Here is a 24,883-nt window from a genome sequence, read left to right as displayed (position 1 = left end):
TTTTGACATTTTAAAAGAAGGCATATGAAAGTATTAATGGTACTCACCTCGCACAGCGAGCTGGGAAATACAGGAAAGAAGACAGGGTTTTGGGTAGAGGAATTTGCAGCACCTTATTACACTTTGAAAGATGCAGGAGCGGAGATCACACTGGCATCGCCAAAGGGTGGCCAGCCGCCTATTGACCCCAAGAGTGCTGAACCCAGTGCTCAAACGGAAGCTACCAAACGTTTTGACAAGGATGCGGAGCTGCAAAAACTACTGGCCAACACCAAAAAGTTAGCCGAGGTGAAAGCTGCTAATTTTGATGCGGTGTTCTACCCGGGTGGTCATGGACCCTTGTGGGATCTAACCAAAGACAACGATTCCATACAACTGATACAGGATTTTTGGTCTGCTAAAAAGCCGGTAGCCGCTGTATGCCATGCACCATCCGTGTTGCTCAATGTTAAGGATGAAAACGGCGAACCATTGGTAAAGGGTAAAAAAGTAACCGGGTTTACCAATTCAGAAGAAGAGGCAGTACAACTTACAAAGGTGGTTCCCTTCCTGCTGGAAGATGAACTGAAAAACAAAGGTGGTCAATACTCTAAAAAAGAAGACTGGGCATCGTACGTAGTAAAAGATGGTTTGCTGATCACAGGACAGAACCCTGCCTCTTCGGAAGAAGCAGCCAGGCAATTGTTGGAATTGTTGAAGAAATAATAAATGGAAAAAGCAGGTCACTCTTATGCATATGCGCAAACTGAACCGACCTGGTAAAGGATAAACTTATGGAATCATTAAAAGATAAGATAGCATTGGTAACGGGAGCAGGCAAGGGTATTGGAAAGGCCATTGCCCTGGCGCTGGCAGCTGAAGGTGTACATGTGGGCCTTATTGCAAGAACTGTGAAAGACCTGCAGGCAGTGGCAGAAGAGGTCAGGTCCCTGGGTGTAAAAGCTGCATACGCCACGGCTGATGTTAGTAACCGCAACCAGGTGGAAACTGCCATAGAAAGTATTGCAGGTCAATTGGGAGAGATAGATATCCTGGTCAACAATGCAGGCACCGGCACCTTTGGGAAGTTTTTAGAACTGGAACCTGAAGTGTGGGAAGCGCAGGTTAAGATCAATGTATTTGGCGTGTATTATGCCACCCGGGCGGTATTGCCTTCCATGATAGAAAGAAAGACAGGGGATATTGTCAATATTTCTTCCACTGCCGGCAAAACAGGAGCAGCAGTTACCAGTGCCTATAGTGCTTCAAAGTTTGCTGTATTTGGATTGAGTGAAAGCCTGATGCAGGAAGTGCGCAAGCAAAATATCCGGGTGACGGCTATGGCTCCAAGTACGGTTGTTACGGAACTGGCACAAGCTGCAAACCTTATAACAGGAGACCCTGAAAGAGTGATGCACCCCGAAGATTTTGCAGAACTGGTCATAGCCCAATTGAAACTGAACCGGAGAATCTTTGTGAAGGAATCCAGTGTTTTTTCCACCAACCCTTAATACCCGGCAATTTCCCGAATACCTGGTTTCAATTATAGTATAAGACAATCTAAAGCCGCCATGTGGGCGGCTTTAGAATTTTACTATTGATACAAAACTGGATCGTATCAGTTCAATTTTACTTTCATGACCATGCCTTCGCCGGGTGCATGACCAAAACCCCTGGCAGATACATATAAATTACCATCAGGTCCCATGGTCATACCTGTTGGAAAATCAAGCCCGGTAGCAATGGTTTGCCGTTGGGATGGATCTTTCATATCGATCCATAAGATCTTCCCGGTGTTGGGGGAAGGGAACAGCGGTTCCGGACCAGTAGGGCCAGTGGCCATTTCCAATATAAACATCCCTTTATTCTTATCCAGCACAAGGCCAATGATGGTGAACAGGTTCGTTGCAACGGTTTCCAGGTGTCCGCCTGCATTTATTTTCATCACCTTTGAATCTCCCATGATAGGGAAGGTGCCCAGGTTGCCTATATAGAAATTGCCTTTATTATCTATGGCTGTGGGAACAATATGCCCTTCTTCAGCAGATATATCCAGGACCCTGTTGATAGAACCATCTGTGGAGATCTTTACAAAGTCCGCATGATTGGCATCAAGGGCATATAACTGGTTGCCCTGTACGGTCATGCTGTACCAGTTGCCATCGGGTTCAAAATCATCTTCTTCAGGCTTTGCTACAGGATGAGAGAGTGTCCAGGCACTGAGGTTGGCTACCAGGGTAGTAGAGCCATCAGCGTTGACCCTGTATATGCCATTGGGTTTTGTGGGATTGCCTTTTGAGCATCCACCACCGGCTGTCAATACATAAAGCGTATTCTGCACAAAGCCTACATCAGTAGCACCAAAAATGTCACCAATGCCTGCGGTAGCTGTTGGAATATCAGTTGTGACAGTAGTTCGGTGGCCCGACATATCAACCTTAGAGACGCGGCCGCCTGTGGGGCTTCCAAGGTAAGGTCCAAAGGGAACGGGAGCCTGCTCAGCGCAATTAAAGTTGGTACTGAGTGTAGTGCCACCCACACCCGCTTCAGCTACATAGAGGTTGCCATCGGGACCGAATTTTAATTGTCGGGGATTATTGAATCCTGTGGAAAAAGGAGTAACGGTAGCTGGTGCCATTACGGTGCGCTGGCGCTCGACAGATGCTGAGGACTGTAAAGTTCCATCCTGGCTATTTGTCACTTCTTTCTTACAGGAAAATAGGAAGACGACAGACAGGCTGGCGATCATAAAAAAGAACGGTTGCTTTTGAAGCATAAAACCTCCTTTGATTAATGGTGAAGAAAATTAATTTGAGGGCGTAGATCCCGAAAGATTAATTCAATAGATTGGAGGTGATCATGGGGAGTGATAGATTAATGGTACGGCAGTCTGGAAGACTAAAGGTAAGTTAAGAAACCTACTGGTTTTTAAAATTTGCGAAGGAATAGGTTTTTATAAGGCGGATTTGCGGGGATATGCGTTGAGGAGGAAGATATTATTGATCAAAAACCATAATCGCTTCATTTTCTATTTGGTAGAAATGTAAAATCTCCTATTTTTGCCGTCCCAAAACGGGAAATGCCGCTTAGGCGAAAGCTTCAGCGGTAAAATTCCTCCTTAGCTCAGTTGGTTAGAGCATCTGACTGTTAATCAGAGGGTCGCTGGTTCAAGTCCAGCAGGGGGAGCAGCAATAGGTCTATAAGGAAACTTATAGGCCTTTTTTGTGCCCTGGAGCCACCTTAAGATGCTATGAAAAGGTACTTATTCAATTTTCAAAAGGGAGCAATATTTATAATAAGAAATTTAATCAGATTAAGTCGCATTTGATAAACATCTGCATTAATTTAAATAAATAAAATAGATAATCTAAGTAACTTCTCTTATATTTAATAAAGCTCCAACCAACACCCCTTCAGAGTTCACCCTTTACTCACTTTCAATCATTTTACATGAAATTTCACAAATGTATGGTTATAGGCCTTTGCCTGTTAACCATAGAACTAACTGCGCAGGAAAATGCTGCACCCTCCATTCATCTTGTATCTTATATGCCTTCTCCAGATGCCATTTTAAAGATGCACAAGATCAAGATTGTCCAATCCGCAGATGCTGAATACTTTGAAGTGAACTACTTTACAAATGGATATAATGGCCTGCAGCAAACACCCAGTAACGCCTGGGGAGCTCATAACATCCTGATATTTTCCTTGTGGGATGTTAACACTGCTGGAGGCATCTATTCTCATGTAGATTATTTTGATCCATTAACAGACACAGCAAGATTTGGAGGAGAAGGAAATGGATACAGGACTATTTACCCTTATAACTGGACACTCAATTCATGGTACAACCTTGTGAATAGGTCATGGAAATCCCATGACTCCTTGCATATTGGAATGTTCATTAATGACCTTTCAACAGGCTCTTGGCTACATAGTGCAACTCTATCTATTCCTGCTCCAGTAAAATACCTGGATGGCTACAATGATTCATTCCTGGAAAACTGGGATGGAACTCAAGCAGCTTATGATGGAAGGTATATAAGAGCAGCCTATTTTAAAGATGCATGGAACATAAACCTAACAGGAGAATGGGAAAAGAATATCTATGCCTCCTTCAGTGCCAATGAAAGCCTTGCAGATCAAACCAGGAATGGTATTTACCATAACAGTTTTAATGCCTATTTTGATCCAGCTGAAGATGCCTATTACCTGCAGCATGGAGGGAACACAACCCCTTCAGCAGCTTTTAATGGAGGAAGAACCTTATCTCTTCCTGCCCAAACCAACCAGGGAAGTACTCCAGTCCTAACAATAGGTACACTAACAGGGGTTTCTGCAAGCAATGCATCAGGTCAAACATCTATTTCATGGACTGTAGACCCATCTAAATCACCACAGCTTTCAGCAAAGGTGGAGATTTTGGATGCCCTTAATAGTGTAGTGGCCAGTTTTATAGATACCATGCCTCAAAGGAGAACATTGGTCCTTAATAATTCTTTACCTGAAGGTACTTATAGTGCCAGAGTTATTATAAGAGACATATTCAGCCAGTTGTCATCCTCCATGACTTCCAGTTTCATTGTATCTGGCCCTTTGCCATTGCATCTTATAAGTTTCAAAGGAAAGGAGAATTCAGGCAAGGTGGAATTGTTATGGGTAACAGATAATGAAGTAAATACCTCACATTTTATCATCCAGCGAAGTTTTGATGGCGTAAACTTTATAAATGTTGGTAAGATCAATGCAAAGGGAAGTAACAGTACCACAAATTCTTACAACTTTACTGAGTTATTAGGCAACCCAAATAGGGTCTTCTATAGGCTAAGCATGATTGATATAGACAACAGAAATACATTTTCTGATGTAATAAGTCTAAATCTCACTGGAGCAAAAGAATTTACTATTTCTCCAAATCCCAGTAGTGGAGTGTTCCAGATAGAAGGGAGGGGATTAAAGCAAATTAATATCTATGATCAAACTGGAGTGATGGTTATAAGTCAAAGTGTCAATACAAATAAAAGCACACTGGATCTTTCAATATATCCCAAGGGTACATACATGGTTAGTATTATTGGGAATGATAATAAGATATATAACTCAAAGGTGTTACTGAAGTAGTTACTTCATGTAGAAATAATACAATGGTTATTTGATCCTTGCTTGTGCAAGGAATGTAACATTATTAAATAACCTGGAATTAGGATCAACTTTAAGGATTGCATTTTGTTGTATGCTAATAGCGAAGATTCAAAAATCAATAATGGAACATACAATATTAGTAGCGGGTGCAACAGGAAACCTGGGTGGGAGGATCGTAAGAGCTTTGATAAAACATGGCGCTGAGGTAAGGGCCGTTGTGCGTCAGACCAGTGATCTTGGAAAAATAAAACAGTTGGAAACACTTGGAGTAAAGGTGTATAAACTGGCCAATTGGAATGTTGAAGAACTGGCAACAGCATGCAACGGCGTGAGCTGTGTTGTTTCGGCATTGGCAGGTCTTCGTGATGTGATCATAGATGCTCAAAAAGTTTTAGTTGAGGCAGCCATTGCCGCAGGAGTGCCTCGTTTCATTCCCTCGGACTATTCGTTAGACTTTACAAAATTCTCTAATGGTGAAAACCGGAACCTGGACATCAGGCGTGAGTTTCACCAGTATTTGGATAAAACCTCTATCTCATCCACCACCATTTTTAATGGTGCATTCACCGATTTGCTAACAGGGCAGATGCCAGTGATCTTCTTTAAGCCAAAATTGGTCTTGTATTGGGGAAATGGAGACAATCGTTGGGATTTTACCACGATGGACGATACTGCAGCCTATACTGCTAATGTTGCTCTCGATACATCAACGCCCCGGTATCTTCATATAGCTGGCGACCAAATCAGCCCGAAAGAAATAAGAAATGCTGTAAGCGAAATAACCGGGCATAAATTCAGGCTTATACGTACAGGTGGACAGGGACTGCTTGGAATGATCATTACAATAGCCAGGAAGTTTTCACCTGGGAAAGATGATCTGTACCCGGCCTGGCAGGGGATGCAGTATATGCACAATATGATCGATAAGCGTTCGAAAATTGATACACTGGATAACGACCGTTACCCTGGAATGCATTGGACGACTGTGAAAGAATTCTTACAAGAACATCGGGAGGTAGAATAAAAACCTAGTACAAAGTATTTAAGCACTTATTTTATTTAATGACCTTTTAGTCATAAATGCCCTGGCAATCTGAAGAAAATTCATATGTGATACCATTCAGCATTATTACTGATGTCTGTCATTGTATATCCTTTCCTCCTTCTATAATTTGCTAATTACTCCACATTGAAGACCCGGGGATGTACCTAACCTCGGGTGTACCCTTATGATGGTGGGATTCTCTTCTTTACTTTTTATCGCTTTAACAATCTTACCAATCTTAGTTCTTTAAACCCCTGGCCATGAAAAAGATATTTACCCTCTTGCTACTGCTTTGTAGCCTGCATCTTTTCTCTCAAACTATTTATTACGTAAAGCCATCGGGCAATGATGCCAACAACGGCACATCGTGGACCACCGCCTTCCGGACGGTGCAAAATGCGCTCGCTACGATCACCAGTGGCGAGATATGGGTAGCTGCGGGCACATATTATCCAGATGAAATAGGTTCAATAAACAACAATGATCGCAATGCTTCCTTTTACCTGAAAAATGCCGTCGCTCTTTATGGCGGCTTTGCGGGAACGGAAACCGCTCTCTTCCAGCGGGACTGGAAGACCAATGTAAGTACCATGAGCGGAGAGATTGATGGAGTGGCCGGTAATGGCAATAACTCTTTACATGTGGTCCGTAGCGTTTCAGTGAACAAATCCGCTGTCCTGGATGGTTTTACCATAACAGCCGGCAATGCCCGTTTTGAAGATGGCGGAGGAATGTTTAATGCTTCCTCCTCCGCTACCATTAGCAATTGCATTTTTAGCGGGAATGCTTCTTATGCTGATGGCGCCGGGATGTATAACAATTCCTCTGCACCCACCATCAGCAATTGTATTTTTACTGGGAATAACTCTGCTTATCATGGAGGTGGAATGTATAATGATTACTCTTCTGCTGCCATCATCAACTGCAGGTTTATCGGAAACTTTGCCGACTATGGAGCAGGAATTACAAACTCAAATTCTCATCCCAGTCTTGTAAACTCCAGTTTTGTAGGGAACATTGGTGGATTTCAGGGGGGTGCCATATACAACCTTTACTCTGCTCATACCATTATCAACTGCAGTTTTACCAGGAACGCTGACCATTATGGTGGAGGAGCATTTTTGAACGTCCACTGTTTCCCTACACTCATTAATTGCATCCTTTGGGGCAACAACGGTTCATTTTATGATGGGAATGAGGGCGGCCAGGTAGTCAGCTACTCTATCGTCGAGGGTGGATATCCCGGTACCGGCAACCTGAATGCTGATCCACTATTTATAAATGCAGTTGCCGGGGATTTGCGCCTGCAGGGCTGCTCCCCGGCTATTGATGCAGGCCGCATCATAGCATTGCCCTCTGGCATAGCTACTGACCTGGATGGAAATCCCAGGTATGTACCTGGCGAAGTTGATATGGGAACCAATGAATTCCAACCGGGTGGAATGCCCAGCATTATTTTTGTAAACCGCATCGTCAGCGGTGGTTTGCACAATGGCTCTTCCTGGGCCAATGCGTTTGACAATCTTACCGACGCCCTGCAGAAAGCCGCTACATGTAAAAACACCGAGATCTGGGTTACGGCTGACACCTACTATCCTATCGGAAACAGTGGTGTACGAACCGCCTCTTTTATGTTGAAAAACAATACGACGATCAGGGGCGGTTTTGAGGGAACCGAAGTTCCCGGTGACCCACGCATTAGAAGATACAACTTCACTACATTGAGCGGGGACATCGATGGGGATGGCACCCCAGCGGGTAATGCCTACCATGTGGTGCAAGGCACGGATGTGGACAACACCGCCGTTCTGGATGGCTTTATCATCACGGGTGGTAATGCGGATGGCGATGCCAACTTCAATACCGACAGGGGCGCAGGAATGTATAACGAGCGTTCTTACCCCACCGTTACCAATTGTATTATTACAGGCAATATTGCGCTTAATTATGGAGGAGGGGTATTTAACAGCAACAGTGATCAACCCCCGGTTTTTACCAACTCTCTTTTTACTCAATACCAGCGACTATGCAGGCGGAGCTATTTATAACATCGCCTCTTCGCCCCGCATCCTTAATTGCACCATTGCAGACAATATAGCTTCGGCGAAAGGCGGTGGTGTATACAATATCAGCCGATCAAACCCTGTCATCATCAACAGTATTATATGGGCCAATAGCAGTGCCATAGACACGGTGCTGGGCGCCAGGCCGTCAGTTTCCTATTCACTGGTGCAAGGAGGATGGACGGGTACCGGAAACCTTGCTGGCGATCCACTGTTCGTTATAAATGACTACAGTTTAAGGCCCGGCTCTCCGGCCATAAATACAGGAAGCGATGAAGCCGCCGCCGGCATGATTACCGACCTGGAAAGCCATCCCAGGAAGCAAGGTCTTCATGTTGACATGGGAGCGTATGAATTCGCCTCAGTCGGAAGTACACCTGGCCCCAATGAGCCACTAACGATAGCCTGCCCCGAAAACTTTATTTTATACACAGGTGAGCAAAGTTGCGGAGTAACTATTGACTTCAATGAAAGCTATCCTGCCCTTGTCATGGGCGGTAAACGGCCTGTTGCGGTAACCTATACGCCTGCTTCGCCAGGATTCTTTCCAACAGGAGCGCATACCATTACTGTAACCGCAACTGATAGTGATGGCACAATTAAAACCTGCTCCTTCACCATAACGGTGGTAGATACTACTGCGCCGGTGATCACAAGTGTAACGACTACTCCTTCTGTGATCTACCCTCCAAACCACAAGATGCAGGAAGTACAGGTAAATTATAACCTAAGCGATAATTGTTCGGATGTTTCTACAATTCTATCAGTTTCCAGCAACGAGCCGGCATTTGTCAATAGTAGCGGGGATAAAGGGCGTGATTGGCAAATGGTCGATGAGCATCATGTCAGGTTGAAAGCAGATAGGTTTGGTAATGGCACAGGCAGAATATATACTATAACTATAACCGCTACAGATGCTGCGGGGAATAGGGCTAATGCCAGTACCACTGTTACTGTGCCTCACGATAATGCCCCTACCATAACAATCCAGGGAAACAGGGAAACAGGTGAAGCGATAAATGGTTTGAATGTGCTGGCAATTCCTAACCCGACCAGTGATGGATTCACCATTAAATCTCAAAGTTTTTCCATGGAGCTGATCAACATCCTGGTAATGGATGACCTGGGCAGAATGGTAGAGAAGAGGACAGGGTTAAACGCAAATGGAGATGTTTACCTTGGAAGTTCTTATAGACCGGGAATATATTTTGTAAAAATAACACAGGGCCAAACTGTGAAAACTTGTAAAATAATCAAGCAGATACATTAAAAAAGTGGTCCGCCTCCAATAATGTAAGGCAACCGAAAATGGTTGCCTTTTCCTTGTTTCTAATTCAAAACTTAACAATTGTATCATTGCTATGGACAAATCAATGACTCTGTTTGGATTCTACAATAGTCCAAATAGCTTATTTTTTTCCAATCCCACAAACACCCCTTCTTCCCTTATCTCCACAGGCCAGTGCTTCAGATAATAGCCTTCACCACTGACATTGCGGCCATTTTTCATGCAAAACTTATAACGGTGAATGGGGCAAACCACGTTGCCTAATGCATCAACATAGCCTTCGGATAAATAACCACCGGCATGGGGGCATTTGGAGGCAAAAGCAAATATTTCATGATCACGGCGACCCAGGCAGATCTTTTTGCCATCGGCATCCACCTCCGCCAGGTTGTTGTTGCCAAAATCTATTTCCTCTATACTGCCGGCTATTTTGATCCACCTGTTTTCACTCATAGGTGCTTACTTCTTAATAGAAAAATTCAGACTTGTAAGGATAACGGATACGGTATAGTTCCCTCACTTTTTCCAATATGGTGCGGCGCAATTCGTCAATATTGGTACGCTCCAGGGCCGAGATAAAGATGGCGTTGCCATTGGTATGGTTATGCCAGCGGGCTTCAAGGTCTTTCAAAATCTGCTCCTTGGTACCTTCATCCAGCCATTCATCAAAGGTGTGCTTAATATACAGGTCCATCTTGTTGAATACCGTAATAATTGGCTTGTCAAAGGCGCCGATATCCTGCAGGGTCTTGTCCACCACGCCAATCTGGTCCTCGTAATTGGGGTGCGAGATATCTACCACGTGCAGCAGGATGTCTGCTTCCCGCACTTCATCCAGGGTACTTTTAAAGCTTTCTACCAGGTGGTGGGGGAGCTTGCGAATGAATCCAACCGTATCACTTAAAAGGAAGGGTGTATTCTCATAAACCATCTTACGGGTAGTGGTGTCAAGTGTCGCAAATAGCTTGTTCTCAGCCAGCACTTCGCTTTTACTGAGCAGGTTCATGATGGTGGACTTACCTACATTGGTATAGCCTACAAGGGAAACACGGATAAATTCACCCCTGTCTTTACGCTGGGTAAAGGATTGCTTGTCTATTTCCGCCAGTCGCTTGCGCAAAAGAGAGATCTTGTCCCGCACAATACGGCGGTCCGTTTCTATCTCCGTTTCACCGGGACCTCTTGTGCCGATACCACCACCCAGTCTTTCCAGGTGTTTCCACATTCCCCGCAGGCGGGGAAGGATGTACTGGTATTGTGCCAGTTCCACCTGGGCCTTGGCCTGTGCCGTCTTGGCTCTGCGGGCAAAGATGTCGAGGATCAGGTCGGAGCGGTCAATGGTCTTCACGCCCACTTCTTTTTCAATATTCATGATTTGTGAACCATTGAGCTCGTCGTCGAATATGAGCACATTGATATCCCTGTCACTGATGTATTTCTTTATTTCTTCCAGCTTACCCTTGCCTATATAGGTGCGGCTATCGGGGTGGGGCAGCTTCTGTATAAATTTCTTTACGGCCACAGCTCCGGCAGTTTCCGCCAGGAAGGCCAGCTCCTCCAGGTATTCCATTACCTCCTGTTCCCGCTGGTCTTTTTGAATCAGTCCAACCAGTACGGCCCTTTCTTCGTGGTGTATCTTTCTTTTCTTATCGAGCATGTGCAAAGGTATTAGAATTAAAAAAGCGATCCCGCCTTGGGGGCGGGACCGCTATATCACAACTATTGTGCAAATTAATTATAAGCCGCTTAATGTCAGTCCGATGGTCAGTGGACGCACAGTTGGTCCTACACCTTCCTTGAATACCGGCGTAATGGCATAGGAAGTGAACAGGCTGAATTTTCCATATCCAAGGCGTCCCATTAAAGACAGGCGGTTGGTATTGAAGAAATGCTTGCTCTTTTCCTTATCAGTATAAGATCTCAGCGTATTGCCATTGCTGTTCACCTCTGTCTTACCCTTGGTCCAGGCAGCCAGCATGGTACCCACTTTCACACCCAGGGCCACCTTAACACTGTGCTTGTCATCCAGCGGGTTGGAGCTGTAGCGCAATTCAACAGGTGCTTCCAGGAAAGCGGTGGATAATTTATATTTTTTAAAATGTGTGGTATCAGATACATCATCAAAATGCACGGTAGATGTGTTTTTGGTGATGCCGATATCCATTTTATCAAAAAACATATGGTCGGTTGCGAACCCTGGTCCCAGCGCCACACTCAAATGTGGATTGGTTTTAAAAGGGAAGGCAAACATGAAATACATATTGAAAGTGCGGGAAAGACCCTTGGTTTTAATAGAATCAGGTTTTCCCTGCCATTGGGTATATCCCAGCTGGAGCAATAAATGGTCATTACCACCCACGGAGGCAGTTGGTGCAGGTGCCGTTTTGTGTACTATAACTGTATCCTGGGCAAACACAAAATGAACAGCACAAAAAGCCAGGGCGGTCAAAACAATTCTTCTCATATTATTGGTTAATTCAACAAATGTATTTTCCTATCGGTTAATGAAAGGTTAATGCGGGGGCAAAAATACGGGATTGGGTATTGTGATGGGTTTATTGTTGTTAAGCAGACTTGTTAGAACCACTGGGGCATGGAGGCTTAGAGGATCAGGGGAAACGGGATGTTGACATGTTGAAATGTTGACAAGGAGTGGGTGCTGCAGAACAGGAAGGCTTTAAACAAAATCCTCTAAACAAAAAAAGCCGCACCCTTCCAGGCGCGGCTTTGTATGTGTTGGATGGTTTAGAGCTTGATGAAGCGAACGGATTCTTTTGTGCCTTCAAACAACACCTGGTATGAACCTTTGGCAAGGTTGGATACATCGATGTTCTGTGAGTTGGCCAGTTGAACCCTCTTAACCATGGCACCATTGCTATTGAAGATGCTGATGGTGGTAGCCTGTGGCAATTGAACAAATAGCTGGGAAGATGTTACCGTTGGATAGGCTGTGAACAGGGCGGTAAAGGCATCAACAGCTACAATATTCGAGAACTTAGGCTGGCTGTTATTCTCCAGTACTTTCAGGCGATAGTAATTCTTACCACTTGGGAAGGATCTGTCTTCCAGGGTGAAAGAAAAAATGCCCTGGGAATTAGGAATGTCGCGTGTACCAACCGTTTCGAACTTATTTCCATCTCTGCTGCGCTCAATAACAAACTGGCCACCTTCGCCTGTAGAATAAACTTTCCATTGCACCTTCACAGAATTACCGGCTTTCTGTGCATCGAAGTTGAGGATGTACACTGGTAAGACAGATAGTGATATAAAGGTTGCATCAACACCGGGTTCTATGGCAGTAGTTGTCCCCAGTGTAATAGGTCCAACTCCCAAACCTGATAATATTGCAGAATTGGCGGCTGTTTGAGAAGTAGGAACATCCTCAAAATGATATAAGGCGGTAGTATTTACATCATCTGTGAATGTATTGGCAGGGGTGAAATTTGAAGTATAACGTAACGTATTAGAAATGCGTAATTCATCAATGGCTCCATTAAAATAGGAATCAGTCGGAAATTCTGATTTGCCAAGCCAATTATTAGTAGTGGCGCCCATTCCTGCTACTGTATAAGGAGTATAAGGAACTGGTTCAGCAATGTCGAACATATCCTGGGGCGATGGGCCGGTCTTAACTCCATTCACATACATATATGCTTTAGGGTCTAAAGGATTTGCATAATCCACAGTTACAGCGATATGGGTCCAAACGCCAACTGGCATAGCAAAAGCAGATGTAACTCTGCGCTCTGTATGGCCATTCATAGCCCAACCGAAAACAATTTCCTGTGGATTTCCTGCTACCAAAACTCCGGAAACTGATAAATACATATAATTAGATGTACCTGTACCTATGTCAAACACTCTTTGCCAATCACCTCCTCCTCTCCAAAAAACCCAGGCTTCAATGGTAAAGTTGCCAGTGCCTATTCCAGAAAGAATGTTAGATGGCAACGTTGCATACTGGTTTGGTACAAAGTTCAGTGCCTGCCCTGACTGGGCCTGTGATTGAAAGGAAATGAAAAACAGGGACAGGACTGTCCATAACAAGCGGGTAAAGTTTTTTTTCATGCGACTGGTTTTAATAGCGTTAAGAGATAATGCACCGTATAGCTACAGTGGTTTGAATAAATTAATTGGTTTTGCCAGAGGAGTTAGTGTGCTTTTCGGCAGGAATGGAGTTATAACAAGCGGATTCTTGTGTACCTGAAGATAAAAAGAAATTGGTAATAAATATCACTTGTTCCTTCCCGTTTCAAAAGAATTTTTTGAACCGGCGAAACAAGTTGGCATAACCGCAAACTTTTTTTCCTTTGTCCAAAATACAGTCAAAACCCAGGCCATGGTCAGTTCCTTTGTGGCGGTGGTCAATCAATGAATGTAATGTCAGATCAAACCCCATTTCACTTGCCAACCCTTCACTCCTGGATAAACTATTCCGATGTAAGTGGATGGTCTCAATAGAAGGATGATTTTGAACTGATTGTGGTATAAGTTGTATAAATTGGTTTAAAAATAATTGTTTAAGTCATTACAGATCATTGCGATTTAGGATGCAGCTTTTTCAAAAGGGTATGATGGAAATGGTGCCGTCCTTTTCCAATACAGCGTATTTAATTTTTTCCATTTTTTCAAGGCCCTGGTTATGCCTGGCGACATGCAGGATGTCTTCTTCATCTACCTGTGTCTTCTTCATTCTTTTTTTCAGCGGCTTTCCATGATCTACAATGACCAGGGGCGTGACCTTCCGCGGAATACAGGGTTCATAATTATGGGTAAATAAAGTGTTGTAATGAAATAGAGTCCTTGCCATGTATTTTTATCAACCCTGAGTTATTTCCATAACTCCCGTTTCCAGGTAAATGTTCACTGTATGATTTTTCAGTAACAGTTCTCATCCATTTCAAGATCATGCTTCACTGTTTCGATTCTTTGTCTTTTGGCTGGCATGGCTTATTTCAGCTTTAGGCCTGCAGTCATGCAATTGTATTCAGCGATCCCCAAAGCAAACAGGTGAATGAATGATATATCCATATTGGTTGAGGTTAAAGATTCGCGGTTTCAACTCTGCCTTAGTTTTAAAAATATCCTGTTTATCAATATGCCATGCGAAGTTTTTAGCCAATGAATTTTATGAGCTAACTTAATAGGACCATTTCTTAACCTAAAAATGTAGCTATATGAAAAAGGTAATTTTGCTGGCGCTCGTTTGTTGCCTTGGCGTATCACTTCAGGCACAGGATTCCATGACCAAAAAAACAATGGCCCATAAGACTATGACAAAGAAGAAAATGGGCATGCACAAGCAAATGAAGGATTGTGTGATGATGGAAGACGGAAAGATGATGTCCATGATGAATGGTAAGTCAACGCCTATGGAACAGGACATGACCATGAAAAATGGTACCGAAGTAATGACCGATGGAACGGTAAAAATGAAAAATGGAAAGACTATGACCTTAAAGAATGGAGACTGCGTGTACATGGATGGCAGTGTCACTCACCATTCAATGTCTAAGATGAAGTCTAAAAAGAAAATGCAATAACAATTGCAATTTTTATTAGTTGCCCGTAAACAGGAACTGATACACCTATTCACACAATTAAAGAAATACTTCTTACAAACCGGTTGATATTATACATCATCCGGACCCGGTTGTTTCAGTTCCTGATTTTTATTGCCCTTTCCTGATCATAAATCAATCAAAGAATAATTGAATGCTGGCCAAACTAATGGATAAAAGTGTTGTTCCCTTTCAAAGTAAAAAAGTAAAATCATGAAATACGTTATTACAGGATCAGCAGGAAACATTTCGAGACCACTCAGTGAAAAATTATTGGCTGCCGGTCATGAGGTTACTGTTATCGGCCGCAATGAAGAACATTTGAAATCATTGACCGATAAGGGCGCTAAAGCTGCTATCGGCGAATTGGAAGATGCAGCATTTTTAAATAAAGCCTTCGCCGGGGCTGATGCAGTGTATACCATGTTTCCACCCCAATATGCATCAATGGATTTGAGCGCTTACAAACAACAGGCTGCAAAATATGCATCTGCTATTAAGGCAAACGGCATTAAGTATGTTGTAAACCTAAGCAGCATTGGGGCCCATATGCCGGAGGGATGTGGACCTGTTAGCGGTTTACACTTTGCAGAGCAGGAATTAAATACATTAACAGATGTAAACGTATTGCATTTGCGTCCTGGTTATTTCTTTGTCAACTTCTATGGAAGCCTGGCAATGGTGAAGGGCATGCATATCATTGGTAATAATTCAGGTGATGGTACGGCCAAAATCATTCTTTCACATCCTGATGATATTGCCGATGCAGCAGCAGAAGAATTGTCAAAGCTCTCATTCAAAGGGCATACGGTGCGTTATCTAGCCAGTGATGAAAGAGCGCAGGGAGAAGTGGCACAAGTGCTGGGTACTGCAATTGGCCAACCGGGGTTACCCTGGGTAGCATTTACCGACGAGCAAAGTTATGATGGCATGACCCAGGCGGGATTGCCTAAAGAAATGGCGAAAAAATATGTAGAGATGGGCATGGCCATGCGAACAGGTAAAATGTGGGAGGATTTCTTACATCATCGGCCACAATCACTTGGTAAAACCAAATTGGAAGACTTTGCCCAGGATTTTGCAGCTGCATACAAGCAAGCTTGACCTGGTTGCATATGCATAAAAGGAATTCTCAAGAAATGCAATCAAGAGGATAGTTTCATGACTTCAACTATATAGAAGTTGAAGTCATATCCTTAATTTTCTCATTATTCATTTCCTCTTAAAGAAATTATTGCGTTTATGAAAATGCCCGGGAGAGTTATATACTATGCCTTAATAACAATTATAATCAATACCGCTTGCTCAATTTCAAAAAATCCAGGTGCACGGGCATCTAACTATTCACCTGTTTCTAGTGAATTATTTACCAGCATTGCCTACCAGGACAGTATATTTTTCAATGCCTTCAACAGTAAAAACCTTGCTGAACTGAAACTTTTGCTTTCTGAAGACCTTGAATTCTATCATGACTTAGGAGGCTTGACAAATTATGCTCAAAATATGGAAGCATTTAAAAGGACATTTGGAAGTGATCGAAAACTGAGAAGAGAATTGGTAAAGGGCAGTTTGGAGGTATATCCTATAAAAAATTATGGTGCCGTAGAAACCGGCATCCATCGATTTTATGCAACAGAGAAAGGGAAACAGGAGCAATTAAGCAGTGAAGCCAAATTTGTTCAGGTTTGGCAGCTAAAAAACGGAGTATGGAAAATTACCCGCATTATTAGTTATGGACATAAAGAGTATTTAAAGTAATGGAAACAGAAGGTTTTTGCTTTGCCGATAAAAGCATTCGGGGCACTGACAAAATTAAAAGCTACAGAACGAGGTGGAAATACTTCTTTAAAATAAAAAAGGGTCTCAATTTCTTGAAACCCTTGTCAGTAGTGTGGATCCTGCTGGGATCGAACCAGCGACCCTCTGATTATGAGTCAGATGCTCTAACCATCTGAGCTAAGGATCCTTGTCCTTTCCTGGTTTTACCCATGAAAAGACCAATTATTTATTCCGCGGGGCTGCAAAAATAGGGAAATACATAATTAATCTTTCAATTCTTCAAACTCAATATAATCACCGGGCTTGCTATCCTCGGATTTTTGCTTTTCCACCTGTGGCTTTTGAGGTGTAAAGCCTTCAGTATGCTGCCGCATGCGCTCATTCATCTCTCTAAAACCCCTTTTAACTTTTTTTGTGGTCCGGTAAACCGGAATGATGAAATCAAAGACCAGTCTATAGAGCATATAGAACAGGAAAACATAGAAAAGAAACCTTAAAATCATACGATTCAAAGGTAAAGCGTCCAATTAATCAAAGCTTAATTTGGAATGTATTTAACGTTTGTTGTACCTTCGCCCCGGCTAAGAAACTGAAGGAAGGGAACGAAAGTTCCCTTCTTCTTTTACCGATATGCAACTAGAAACACAAATCCAGGCAATAGAACAGAAGGTCAATACGCTGCTGGCGGGGCATCCCACTCACTTCCTTGTAGATATTTGGGTGAAGCCTACCAACAATATAAAGGTCTTTATAGATGCAGATGAAGGAGTGAATCTTTCCAACCTGATAGAGTATAACCGCAAGTTGTATAAGGATCTTGAAGAAAGCGGCATGTACCCTGATGGCAATTTCTCCCTCGAGGTTTCCTCGCCGGGTTTGGATGAGCCCTTAAAGAAGCGCCGCCAGTATAATAAGAATATTGGCCGTTTCGTGGATATCACCCTGCAGGACGGAACCAAAAAGGAAGGAAAATTGCTGGAAGTAACAGAAGATGCGGTGCTGATAGAATGGGAAGAAGGCAAGGGTAAGAAAAAAGAGACTAAACAGGAATCAATTTTATTTGATCAGATAAAAACCACAAAAATTCAAATCAAGTTTTAAAGAAGCCAGGGTAGTTACAGTCAAACCTGTAAATGGCCGGGCCAGCTAAAAATCGAACATATGGCAAGTATCAATTTAATGGAGGCTTTCCAGGAATTTAAGGACGCAGAAAATATCGACCGTCCCACCCTGATGCGTGTAGTGGAAGATGTGTTTAAAACACTGCTGCGTAAGAAATATGGCAGTGATGAGACCTTTGACGTGATCGTGAATGCGGAAAAGGGTGACCTTGAGATCTTCCGTCGCCGGACCATTGTGGAAGATGGTGATATTTATAATACCCTGGAAGAAATTGAATACAGTAATGCCCTGAAGATCTCTCCTGACTATGAAGTGGGAGAAGAATTATATGAGGAGGTGAACCTGGTTGACTTTGGCCGCAGGGCTATCCTGGCAGCCAAGCAAACCCTTGCCAGCCGTATTTCCGACCTGAAGAAAAATGTTTTAGCCAAGAAATACCAGGACCGCATTGGTGAGATCATCAGTGCAGAGGTGTACCAGGTTTGGAAAAAAGAGATCTTATTACTTGATGAAGAAGGAAATGAGCTGATCCTGCCAAAAAGTGAGCAGATTCCACAGGATTATTTTAAGAAAGGGGAAAGCATCCGTGCCGTTGTAAAAAAGGTAGATATGAAAAATACTACCCCGGTTATTATCCTTTCCCGTACCTCGCCAGATTTTCTGGCAAAGCTTTTGGAAATAGAAGTACCGGAGATATTTGATGGACTCATTGTAATTAAGAAGATCGTTCGTGAGCCAGGTGAAAGAGCCAAGGTAGCCGTTGAATCCTACGATGACCGTATTGATCCTGTTGGAGCCTGTGTGGGTATGAAAGGTAGCCGTATTCATGGCATTGTTCGCGAGCTGAAAAATGAAAATATTGACGTTATCAACTGGACCAATAACATCCAGTTATTGATACAGCGCTCCTTAACCCCCGCTAAGATCACCAGTATGGAACTGGACCAGGAAGGAAAACATGCCAGTATTTATTTAAAGCCAGACCAGGTATCCTTAGCTATCGGGCGCAGGGGTGTCAATATCAAACTGGCTTCTGAGCTTACTAACTATGAACTGGATGTTTACCGCGATAATGAAGGAGAAGTTGAAGAATTTGATATTGACCTGGAAGAATTCAGTGATGAAATAGAAAGCTGGGTGATAGATGAACTGAAGCGTGTAGGTTGTGATACGGCAAGAAGCGTATTGGAACTGACCGCTGAAGAGCTGGAACGCAGAACAGACCTGGAAAAGGAAACCATCGAGGATGTAAGGAAAGTGTTGCAGGCAGAATTTGAAAAAGAATAAAAAAAGTTTACGGTTCACAGGTTTACGGTTTCATGAGTTGTAGCTTGCAGCTTGTAGAACGGACTTGGTAACTCTTAAACTTGTAAACAAGAGAACTATAAAAACAGTTAATGGCAGAAACAATAACAACACCAAGGTTGATGGCCGCCGCCAAAGAGTTTAACATCGGTAAGGATACCCTTGTGGATTTTTTGGTAGGCAAAGGGTTTGACAAGGACGAGCTGAAACCTACAGCAAAGCTATCGGTAGAGATGTACCGTGCTTTGCAGACTGAGTTTCAGAGCGATAAGGTAGCCAAACTGAAGGCAATCCAGATCGATTTGCCCAAGGGAGCTGCTGCCGAACCTAAGAAGAAAAAAGACGAGGAAGAGATACATTTCCGCAAGGAAGAAAAAGCCGTTAAAGCGGTTAAGAAAGAAGAGCCGGCGCCAGCTCCGGTTGTTGAGGAGGTAAAGGTTCCCGAACCTGAGCCAACACCTGCACCTGCACCTGTCCCTGCTCCTGTGGCAGCTCCTGAACCTGTTCAACAGGAAGAAGTAGCTCCCCCTGCGCCAAAAGCACAGGAAGAGCCGGAAGTAATGAAAAGAGAAACTCCGGAGATTGAAGGGCCCAAGGTGTTGGATAAGATCGACCTCTCTGCCATTGACTCGTCAACCAGGCCAAAGAAGGGGGTTAAAAAACCAAAGAAAGAAGCTGCACCAGAAGAACCAGTGGCACCTGCTGCTGAAGCGGAAGTTGCACCGGTAGCGGAACAAGCTCCAGCCCCTGTGGAACAACCAAAACCTGAAGTTTCCCAACCACAAGAGGAAGAGGAAGCTGAACCTGTGATAGAAAATATTAAAGCAGAAAAAATAGAAGGGCCTAAGATCTTAGGCAAAATAGAATTACCGGTGGACAGTGATACGCGGCCTAAGCCGAGCGACGAAAAACGCAAGCGCAAACGCATTCCCATTGAGAAAAAAGATGGTGGTGGTGCCCAGGGATTCCAGAGAGGACCACAGGGTCAGCAAGGAGCTACCACAGGACAGGGAGGCGGAGGACGCTTTACTATCCAGCGTAATACAGACCGTGGAAGAGGCGGACAGCAGGCTGGCGGCAGTCGTGTGGGTCCAGGCGCCCGGCCGGGTCAGCGTCCTGCCTTTGCCAAGCGTGGTGAAGACAAGCAAATTGACGAAAAGGAAATTCAACGTAAAATACAGGAAACCCAGGCTAAGCTTTCAGGCAGTGGCGGTAAAGGAAAGAACATCAAAGCTAAGCTGCGTCGTGAAAGAAGGGCTGAAATGGCCGATGCCATGGAGGGTGCCGAGGATAATAAACTGCAGGTAACAGAATTCATCAGCGTGAGCGAACTGGCCAACCTGATGGATGTTTCCTTTGCTGAAGTGATCTCCAAATGTATGGGCCTTGGTATCATGGTGTCTATCAACCAGCGTCTCGACGCCGAGGTGATAGAACTTGTTGCTAGTGAGTTTGGCTTCGACGTGGAGTTCATTGATATGGAGAAGCAGCTGGAAATGGAAGAGGAAGAAGAAGTGGATAATGAGGAAGACCTCCAGTTCCGTTCACCTATCGTTACCATCATGGGTCACGTTGACCATGGTAAAACCTCTTTACTTGACTATATCCGTAACGCCAGCGTAGTAGCCGGTGAAGCGGGTGGTATCACCCAGCACATTGGTGCCTACCAGGTGAAATTGCCAAATGGTAAGGACATTACCTTCCTTGATACGCCAGGTCACGAAGCCTTTACGGCCATGCGTGCCCGCGGTGCCAAGGTGACGGATATTGCTGTAATAGTCATTGCAGCGGACGATGCTATCATGCCACAGACCCGTGAGGCTATCAGCCACGCACAGGCAGCAGGAGTACCCATGATATTCGCTGTAAACAAAATAGATAAGGACGGAGCCAATCCGCAAAAAATATACGAACAACTGGCCCAGATGAACCTGTTGGTAGAAGCCTGGGGCGGTAAATTCCAAAGCCAGGAGATCAGTGCCAAACAGGGACTGAACATTGACCTGTTGCTGGAAAAGATATTGCTGGAAGCTGAGATCCTTGACCTGAAAGCCAATCCCAATCGCGAAGCCAGTGGTACTATTATCGAAGCTACCCTTGATAAAGGACGTGGTTATGTTGCCACTATCCTGGTTCTCAATGGAACGCTCCGTGCTGGTGACCTGGTGGTGAGTGGTCAGCATTTTGGACGGGTAAAGGCCATGATGAATGAGAGGAACAAGCGGGTTGACGAAGCGCCTCCATCCACACCGGTATTGATACTCGGTCTGAATGGTGCGCCACAGGCTGGTGAAACCTTTAAGGTATATGCTGATGAAGCAGAAGCCAAAGATATTGCCAATCGCAGGGCGCAGATACTTCGCGAGCAGGGTATGCGTGCCAAGAAGCACATTACCCTTGATGAAATCGGCCGACGACTGGCGCTTGGAAACTTTAAGGAACTGAAAGTTATTATCAAAGGTGACGTGGATGGTTCTGTGGAAGCCCTTAGCGACTCACTGCAGAAATTATCTACGCAGGAGATCCTTGTTAGCGTGATCCATAAAGGTGTAGGCCAGATCAATGAAAGTGACGTGGTATTGGCTGAAGCTTCCGATGCCGTTATCATTGGATTTAACGTTCGTCCTTCTATGCAGGCCAACAGGATCGCTGAGAATGCAGGTATCCAGATCAAGACCTATTCCATCATCTATACGGCCATTGACGAGATCAAGAGTGCCATGGAAGGAATGCTTGAACCGAAGATCCAGGAGAAGATCGTTGCCAACGTGGAGATCCGCGAGGTATTCAAATTCGATAAGGCAACCGTTGCCGGTTGCGTAGTGATCGATGGTAAGATCAGGCGAGATAATAAGGTGAGAGTGATCAGGGACGGTATCGTGGTTTATCCAAATGCCTCCGCAAGTGCTGAATTAGGCTCCCTGAAACGCTTTAAAGATGATGTGAAGGAAGTATTGGTAGGTATGGAGTGCGGTTTGACCATCAAGAACTACAATGACATCAAGGTGGGAGATATCGTAGAGGCTTACGAAGAAGAAGAAGTAAAAAGAACACTGTAAACAGTAAAAGATAATTGCCTCAAGGCTGTTCCTAATAGCGGGACAGCCTTTTTAATGCTCTTGACTAGGGCAAGTAGGTCAAATAGACCAATAGGTCATTAAGCCTTATAACCCCCACCGTTATCATTCCATTTCCAGAAACTAATTTGAATGCCTAAAGGTCCAACCTGGTTAGGAATTTCGAATATCGAACAATGAATATCGAATGATCAAGGAAGAGGAAATGGCCGCAAAGTGAGCAGAGACGCGAAGGGGTACAAAGAATTTAAATTTAAGACAATAGAACAAGTCTGCCTGGCTGGATCAGTATGACATTTTTTAAGCCGAAGTTTTGAAATATATCCTAATGCTATTCCACTAACATTTTTGATATGTTTTCCTGCACCAGGCTAGCATGGGCTTTACCCTGGTATACATAGTCGGGAAATTCTTTGCATTTCGCATGTGCCAGCCCGTGAAGCATAATTACAATAGGTATCCTTCAATTGATTTCTACGGTATCATATATGATGGAATTGTCCTGGTGATTTGGTGGGTTTATTAAGGATAGTTATATCTTATTCTTCTTCAATGGGTTGAAGCGATGATTGTTAAAAAAAAATAAAAAGGAAAATAAATTTGGCAGGGTAGAAAAAGCGTGTACATTTGCACTCCCAATCGAAAAAAGCACGGTTGGAAAGTTCTTAGAAAAGGTAAAATACAGGTGAGGCATTAGGGCCTTATAAGATTCGAAATCTTATCATCTGCCAAAGCTTTTTGAAGTAGCCTTTAGGGGTTATGGATTGGAGCAAGTTCTTTGAAAGTTTGGAAGCAACAGCATTGCGGATCTCTTTTTAGTGAGGGGATCTGCAACTCAAAAGGTAAGTCAAGCGAATAAAATTCGAAATTGACTCGTTAATTTTTCAAAATTTGAGAATTTAATAGTCAGTATCAAAACTCATTTACAATGGAGAGTTTGATCCTGGCTCAGGATGAACGCTAGCGGCAGGCTTAATACATGCAAGTCGAGGGGCAGCATGACTGTAGCAATACAGTTGATGGCGACCGGCAAACGGGTGCGGAACACGTACGCAACCTACCCAAAACTGGGGGATAGCCCGGGGAAACCCGGATTAATACCTCGTAACCTAGTGGAGTGGCATCACTTTATTAGTATAGCTCCGGCGGTTTTGGATGGGCGTGCGCCTGATTAGGTAGTTGGTGAGGGTAACGGCCCACCAAGCCTGCGATCAGTAACTGGTGTGAGAGCACGACCAGTCACACGGGCACTGAGACACGGGCCCGACTCCTACGGGAGGCAGCAGTAAGGAATATTGGTCAATGGACGCAAGTCTGAACCAGCCATGCCGCGTGAAGGATGAAGGTCCTCTGGATTGTAAACTTCTTTTATATGGGACGAAACCCGGGAATTCCTTCCCGATTGACGGTACCATAAGAATAAGCACCGGCTAACTCCGTGCCAGCAGCCGCGGTAATACGGAGGGTGCAAGCGTTATCCGGATTCACTGGGTTTAAAGGGTGCGTAGGAGGGTAGGTAAGTCAGTGGTGAAATCTTCGAGCTTAACTCGGAAACTGCCGTTGATACTATCTATCTTGAATACCGTGGAGGTGAGCGGAATATGTCATGTAGCGGTGAAATGCTTAGATATGACATAGAACACCAATTGCGAAGGCAGCTCGCTACACGAATATTGACTCTGAGGCACGAAAGCGTGGGGATCAAACAGGATTAGATACCCTGGTAGTCCACGCCCTAAACGATGGATACTCGACATACGCGATACACAGTGTGTGTCTGAGCGAAAGCATTAAGTATCCCACCTGGGAAGTACGACCGCAAGGTTGAAACTCAAAGGAATTGGCGGGGGTCCGCACAAGCGGTGGAGCATGTGGTTTAATTCGATGATACGCGAGGAACCTTACCTGGGCTAGAATGTAGTCTGACCGTGGGTGAAAGCTCATTTTGTAGCAATACACAGATTATAAGGTGCTGCATGGCTGTCGTCAGCTCGTGCCGTGAGGTGTTGGGTTAAGTCCCGCAACGAGCGCAACCCCCATCACTAGTTGCCATCAGGTAACGCTGGGAACTCTAGTGAAACTGCCGTCGTAAGACGCGAGGAAGGAGGGGATGATGTCAAGTCATCATGGCCTTTATGCCCAGGGCTACACACGTGCTACAATGGGGCGTACAAAGGGCTGCCACTTAGCGATAAGGAGCCAATCCCAAAAAACGCCTCTCAGTTCAGATTGGAGTCTGCAACTCGACTCCATGAAGCTGGAATCGCTAGTAATCGTATATCAGCAATGATACGGTGAATACGTTCCCGGACCTTGCACACACCGCCCGTCAAGCCATGGAAGCTGGGTGTACCTAAAGTCGGTAACCGCAAGGAGCCGCCTAGGGTAAAACTAGTAACTGGGGCTAAGTCGTAACAAGGTAGCCGTATCGGAAGGTGCGGCTGGAATACCTCCTTTTTAGAGCACGTTCCTCTGGGTCCGCCCAAGAGGTAACATTGACTTACTTTGCTGTTGTTTCCATC

19 protein-coding genes, 2 tRNA genes and 1 rRNA gene are annotated in these 24,883 nt (G+C 44.3%); 14 read left to right on the top strand and 8 right to left on the bottom strand.

Features of this window, described 5'->3' with window-relative positions:
• Window positions 1–24: 24 nt before the first annotated feature.
• Window positions 25–705 (top strand): type 1 glutamine amidotransferase domain-containing protein, encoded by a 681-nt coding sequence (locus tag BP74_RS14100; protein ID WP_496374992.1) that lies wholly within the window; start codon window positions 25–27, stop codon window positions 703–705.
• A 68-nt stretch (window positions 706–773) separates the two neighbouring features.
• Window positions 774–1,490, top strand: coding sequence for a 3-ketoacyl-ACP reductase (locus BP74_RS14095; protein WP_496374991.1), 717 nt, complete (start codon window positions 774–776; stop codon window positions 1,488–1,490).
• 107 nt (window positions 1,491–1,597) lie between these two features.
• Here the strand turns inward: BP74_RS14095 and BP74_RS14090 are convergent, their stop codons facing one another.
• Entirely contained in the window at window positions 1,598–2,755 is a 1,158-nt protein-coding gene (locus BP74_RS14090; RefSeq protein WP_496374990.1) for a ScyD/ScyE family protein, read from the bottom strand.
• A gap of 336 nt (window positions 2,756–3,091) precedes the next feature.
• On the opposite strand from BP74_RS14090, the gene BP74_RS14085 reads away from it, so the two are divergent.
• The 5 genes from BP74_RS14085 (at window position 3,092) to BP74_RS14065 (ending at window position 9,499) form a co-directional block, all read left to right on the top strand.
• Window positions 3,092–3,165 (top strand) — tRNA-Asn (locus BP74_RS14085).
• Between the two features lie 264 nt (window positions 3,166–3,429).
• On the top strand, window positions 3,430–5,100 hold the full coding sequence (locus tag BP74_RS14080) for a DUF3472 domain-containing protein (protein ID WP_496374989.1): 1,671 nt from the start codon (window positions 3,430–3,432) through the stop codon (window positions 5,098–5,100).
• 142 nt (window positions 5,101–5,242) lie between these two features.
• On the top strand, window positions 5,243–6,145 hold the full coding sequence (locus BP74_RS14075) for an NmrA family NAD(P)-binding protein (protein ID WP_496374988.1): 903 nt from the start codon (window positions 5,243–5,245) through the stop codon (window positions 6,143–6,145).
• Window positions 6,146–6,426: 281 nt separating this feature from the next.
• Window positions 6,427–8,214 (top strand): choice-of-anchor Q domain-containing protein, encoded by a 1,788-nt coding sequence (locus tag BP74_RS14070; RefSeq protein WP_496374987.1) that lies wholly within the window; start codon window positions 6,427–6,429, stop codon window positions 8,212–8,214.
• On the top strand, window positions 8,114–9,499 hold the full coding sequence (locus BP74_RS14065) for a T9SS type A sorting domain-containing protein (protein WP_496374986.1): 1,386 nt from the start codon (window positions 8,114–8,116) through the stop codon (window positions 9,497–9,499). The genes BP74_RS14070 and BP74_RS14065 overlap by 101 nt, the downstream gene beginning before the upstream one ends.
• A 120-nt stretch (window positions 9,500–9,619) precedes the next feature.
• Here BP74_RS14065 and BP74_RS14060 read toward each other — a convergent pair whose 3' ends face one another.
• From BP74_RS14060 to BP74_RS14040, 5 genes are all read right to left on the bottom strand, one after another.
• Entirely contained in the window at window positions 9,620–9,970 is a 351-nt protein-coding gene (locus tag BP74_RS14060) for a Rieske (2Fe-2S) protein (protein WP_496374985.1), read from the bottom strand.
• 13 nt (window positions 9,971–9,983) lie between these two features.
• Window positions 9,984–11,174 (bottom strand): GTPase HflX, encoded by a 1,191-nt coding sequence (gene hflX / locus BP74_RS14055; RefSeq protein ID WP_496374984.1) that lies wholly within the window; start codon window positions 11,172–11,174, stop codon window positions 9,984–9,986.
• A gap of 78 nt (window positions 11,175–11,252) precedes the next feature.
• Window positions 11,253–11,981 carry an outer membrane beta-barrel protein gene (locus tag BP74_RS14050; RefSeq protein WP_496374983.1) on the bottom strand — a complete coding sequence of 243 codons (729 nt, stop codon included), beginning with the start codon at window positions 11,979–11,981 and terminating at the stop codon, window positions 11,253–11,255.
• A 281-nt stretch (window positions 11,982–12,262) separates the two neighbouring features.
• A complete protein-coding gene (locus BP74_RS14045) occupies window positions 12,263–13,585 on the bottom strand; it encodes a LamG-like jellyroll fold domain-containing protein (protein ID WP_496374982.1) in 1,323 nt (440 codons plus the stop codon).
• A 493-nt stretch (window positions 13,586–14,078) separates the two neighbouring features.
• Window positions 14,079–14,327, bottom strand: coding sequence for a YetF domain-containing protein (locus BP74_RS14040; RefSeq protein WP_496374981.1), 249 nt, complete (start codon window positions 14,325–14,327; stop codon window positions 14,079–14,081).
• Between the two features lie 367 nt (window positions 14,328–14,694).
• Between BP74_RS14040 and BP74_RS14035 the strand changes: the two genes are divergently transcribed.
• The 3 genes from BP74_RS14035 to BP74_RS14025 all read left to right on the top strand — a co-directional run bounded on the left by BP74_RS14035 (window position 14,695) and on the right by BP74_RS14025 (window position 16,836).
• Window positions 14,695–15,060: a DUF6799 domain-containing protein gene (locus tag BP74_RS14035; protein WP_496374980.1), complete on the top strand. Its 366-nt coding sequence runs from the start codon at window positions 14,695–14,697 to the stop codon at window positions 15,058–15,060.
• 231 nt (window positions 15,061–15,291) lie between these two features.
• Complete coding sequence (locus tag BP74_RS14030) at window positions 15,292–16,182, top strand: NAD(P)H-binding protein (RefSeq protein WP_496374979.1); 891 nt, start codon at window positions 15,292–15,294, stop codon at window positions 16,180–16,182.
• A 138-nt stretch (window positions 16,183–16,320) separates the two neighbouring features.
• Window positions 16,321–16,836, top strand: coding sequence for a nuclear transport factor 2 family protein (locus BP74_RS14025; RefSeq protein WP_496374978.1), 516 nt, complete (start codon window positions 16,321–16,323; stop codon window positions 16,834–16,836).
• A 134-nt stretch (window positions 16,837–16,970) separates the two neighbouring features.
• Here BP74_RS14025 and BP74_RS14020 read toward each other — a convergent pair.
• Window positions 16,971–17,044 (bottom strand) — tRNA-Ile (locus BP74_RS14020).
• A 76-nt stretch (window positions 17,045–17,120) separates the two neighbouring features.
• Window positions 17,121–17,360, bottom strand: a complete 240-nt coding sequence (locus BP74_RS14015; RefSeq protein ID WP_496374977.1) for a hypothetical protein — start codon at window positions 17,358–17,360, stop codon at window positions 17,121–17,123.
• Window positions 17,361–17,487: 127 nt separating this feature from the next.
• On the opposite strand from BP74_RS14015, the gene rimP reads away from it, so the two are divergent.
• The 4 genes from rimP (at window position 17,488) to BP74_RS13995 (ending at window position 24,818) form a co-directional block, all read left to right on the top strand.
• A complete protein-coding gene (rimP, locus tag BP74_RS14010; protein WP_496374976.1) occupies window positions 17,488–17,958 on the top strand; it encodes a ribosome maturation factor RimP in 471 nt (156 codons plus the stop codon).
• Between the two features lie 60 nt (window positions 17,959–18,018).
• Entirely contained in the window at window positions 18,019–19,266 is a 1,248-nt protein-coding gene (nusA, locus tag BP74_RS14005; protein ID WP_496374975.1) for a transcription termination factor NusA, read from the top strand.
• 110 nt (window positions 19,267–19,376) lie between these two features.
• On the top strand, window positions 19,377–22,343 hold the full coding sequence (infB, locus tag BP74_RS14000) for a translation initiation factor IF-2 (RefSeq protein ID WP_496374974.1): 2,967 nt from the start codon (window positions 19,377–19,379) through the stop codon (window positions 22,341–22,343).
• A 943-nt stretch (window positions 22,344–23,286) separates the two neighbouring features.
• Window positions 23,287–24,818: ribosomal RNA gene (locus BP74_RS13995) — 16S ribosomal RNA — on the top strand.
• The last annotated feature ends 65 nt before the right edge of the window (window positions 24,819–24,883 follow it).

The sequence above is a fragment of the Flavisolibacter ginsengiterrae DSM 18136 genome (assembly GCF_059568575.1).
Note: the sequence above shows the minus strand (reverse complement) of the source record. Positions and strands in the feature narration are given on the sequence as shown.

Excerpts from the sequence above, each read along its gene's own strand:
- BP74_RS14100 (WP_496374992.1), top strand. The coding sequence starts at position 25 with ATGAAAGTATTAATGGTACTCACCTCGCACAGCGAGCTGGGAAATACA.
- BP74_RS14095 (WP_496374991.1), top strand. The coding sequence starts at position 774 with ATGGAATCATTAAAAGATAAGATAGCATTGGTAACGGGAGCAGGCAAG.
- BP74_RS14090 (WP_496374990.1), bottom strand. The coding sequence starts at position 2,755 with ATGCTTCAAAAGCAACCGTTCTTTTTTATGATCGCCAGCCTGTCTGTC.
- BP74_RS14080 (WP_496374989.1), top strand. The coding sequence starts at position 3,430 with ATGAAATTTCACAAATGTATGGTTATAGGCCTTTGCCTGTTAACCATA.
- BP74_RS14075 (WP_496374988.1), top strand. The coding sequence starts at position 5,243 with ATGGAACATACAATATTAGTAGCGGGTGCAACAGGAAACCTGGGTGGG.
- BP74_RS14070 (WP_496374987.1), top strand. The coding sequence starts at position 6,427 with ATGAAAAAGATATTTACCCTCTTGCTACTGCTTTGTAGCCTGCATCTT.
- BP74_RS14065 (WP_496374986.1), top strand. The coding sequence starts at position 8,114 with ATGGAGGAGGGGTATTTAACAGCAACAGTGATCAACCCCCGGTTTTTA.
- BP74_RS14060 (WP_496374985.1), bottom strand. The coding sequence starts at position 9,970 with ATGAGTGAAAACAGGTGGATCAAAATAGCCGGCAGTATAGAGGAAATA.
- hflX (WP_496374984.1), bottom strand. The coding sequence starts at position 11,174 with ATGCTCGATAAGAAAAGAAAGATACACCACGAAGAAAGGGCCGTACTG.
- BP74_RS14050 (WP_496374983.1), bottom strand. The coding sequence starts at position 11,981 with ATGAGAAGAATTGTTTTGACCGCCCTGGCTTTTTGTGCTGTTCATTTT.
- BP74_RS14045 (WP_496374982.1), bottom strand. The coding sequence starts at position 13,585 with ATGAAAAAAAACTTTACCCGCTTGTTATGGACAGTCCTGTCCCTGTTT.
- BP74_RS14040 (WP_496374981.1), bottom strand. The coding sequence starts at position 14,327 with ATGGCAAGGACTCTATTTCATTACAACACTTTATTTACCCATAATTAT.
- BP74_RS14035 (WP_496374980.1), top strand. The coding sequence starts at position 14,695 with ATGAAAAAGGTAATTTTGCTGGCGCTCGTTTGTTGCCTTGGCGTATCA.
- BP74_RS14030 (WP_496374979.1), top strand. The coding sequence starts at position 15,292 with ATGAAATACGTTATTACAGGATCAGCAGGAAACATTTCGAGACCACTC.
- BP74_RS14025 (WP_496374978.1), top strand. The coding sequence starts at position 16,321 with ATGAAAATGCCCGGGAGAGTTATATACTATGCCTTAATAACAATTATA.
- BP74_RS14015 (WP_496374977.1), bottom strand. The coding sequence starts at position 17,360 with ATGATTTTAAGGTTTCTTTTCTATGTTTTCCTGTTCTATATGCTCTAT.
- rimP (WP_496374976.1), top strand. The coding sequence starts at position 17,488 with ATGCAACTAGAAACACAAATCCAGGCAATAGAACAGAAGGTCAATACG.
- nusA (WP_496374975.1), top strand. The coding sequence starts at position 18,019 with ATGGCAAGTATCAATTTAATGGAGGCTTTCCAGGAATTTAAGGACGCA.
- infB (WP_496374974.1), top strand. The coding sequence starts at position 19,377 with ATGGCAGAAACAATAACAACACCAAGGTTGATGGCCGCCGCCAAAGAG.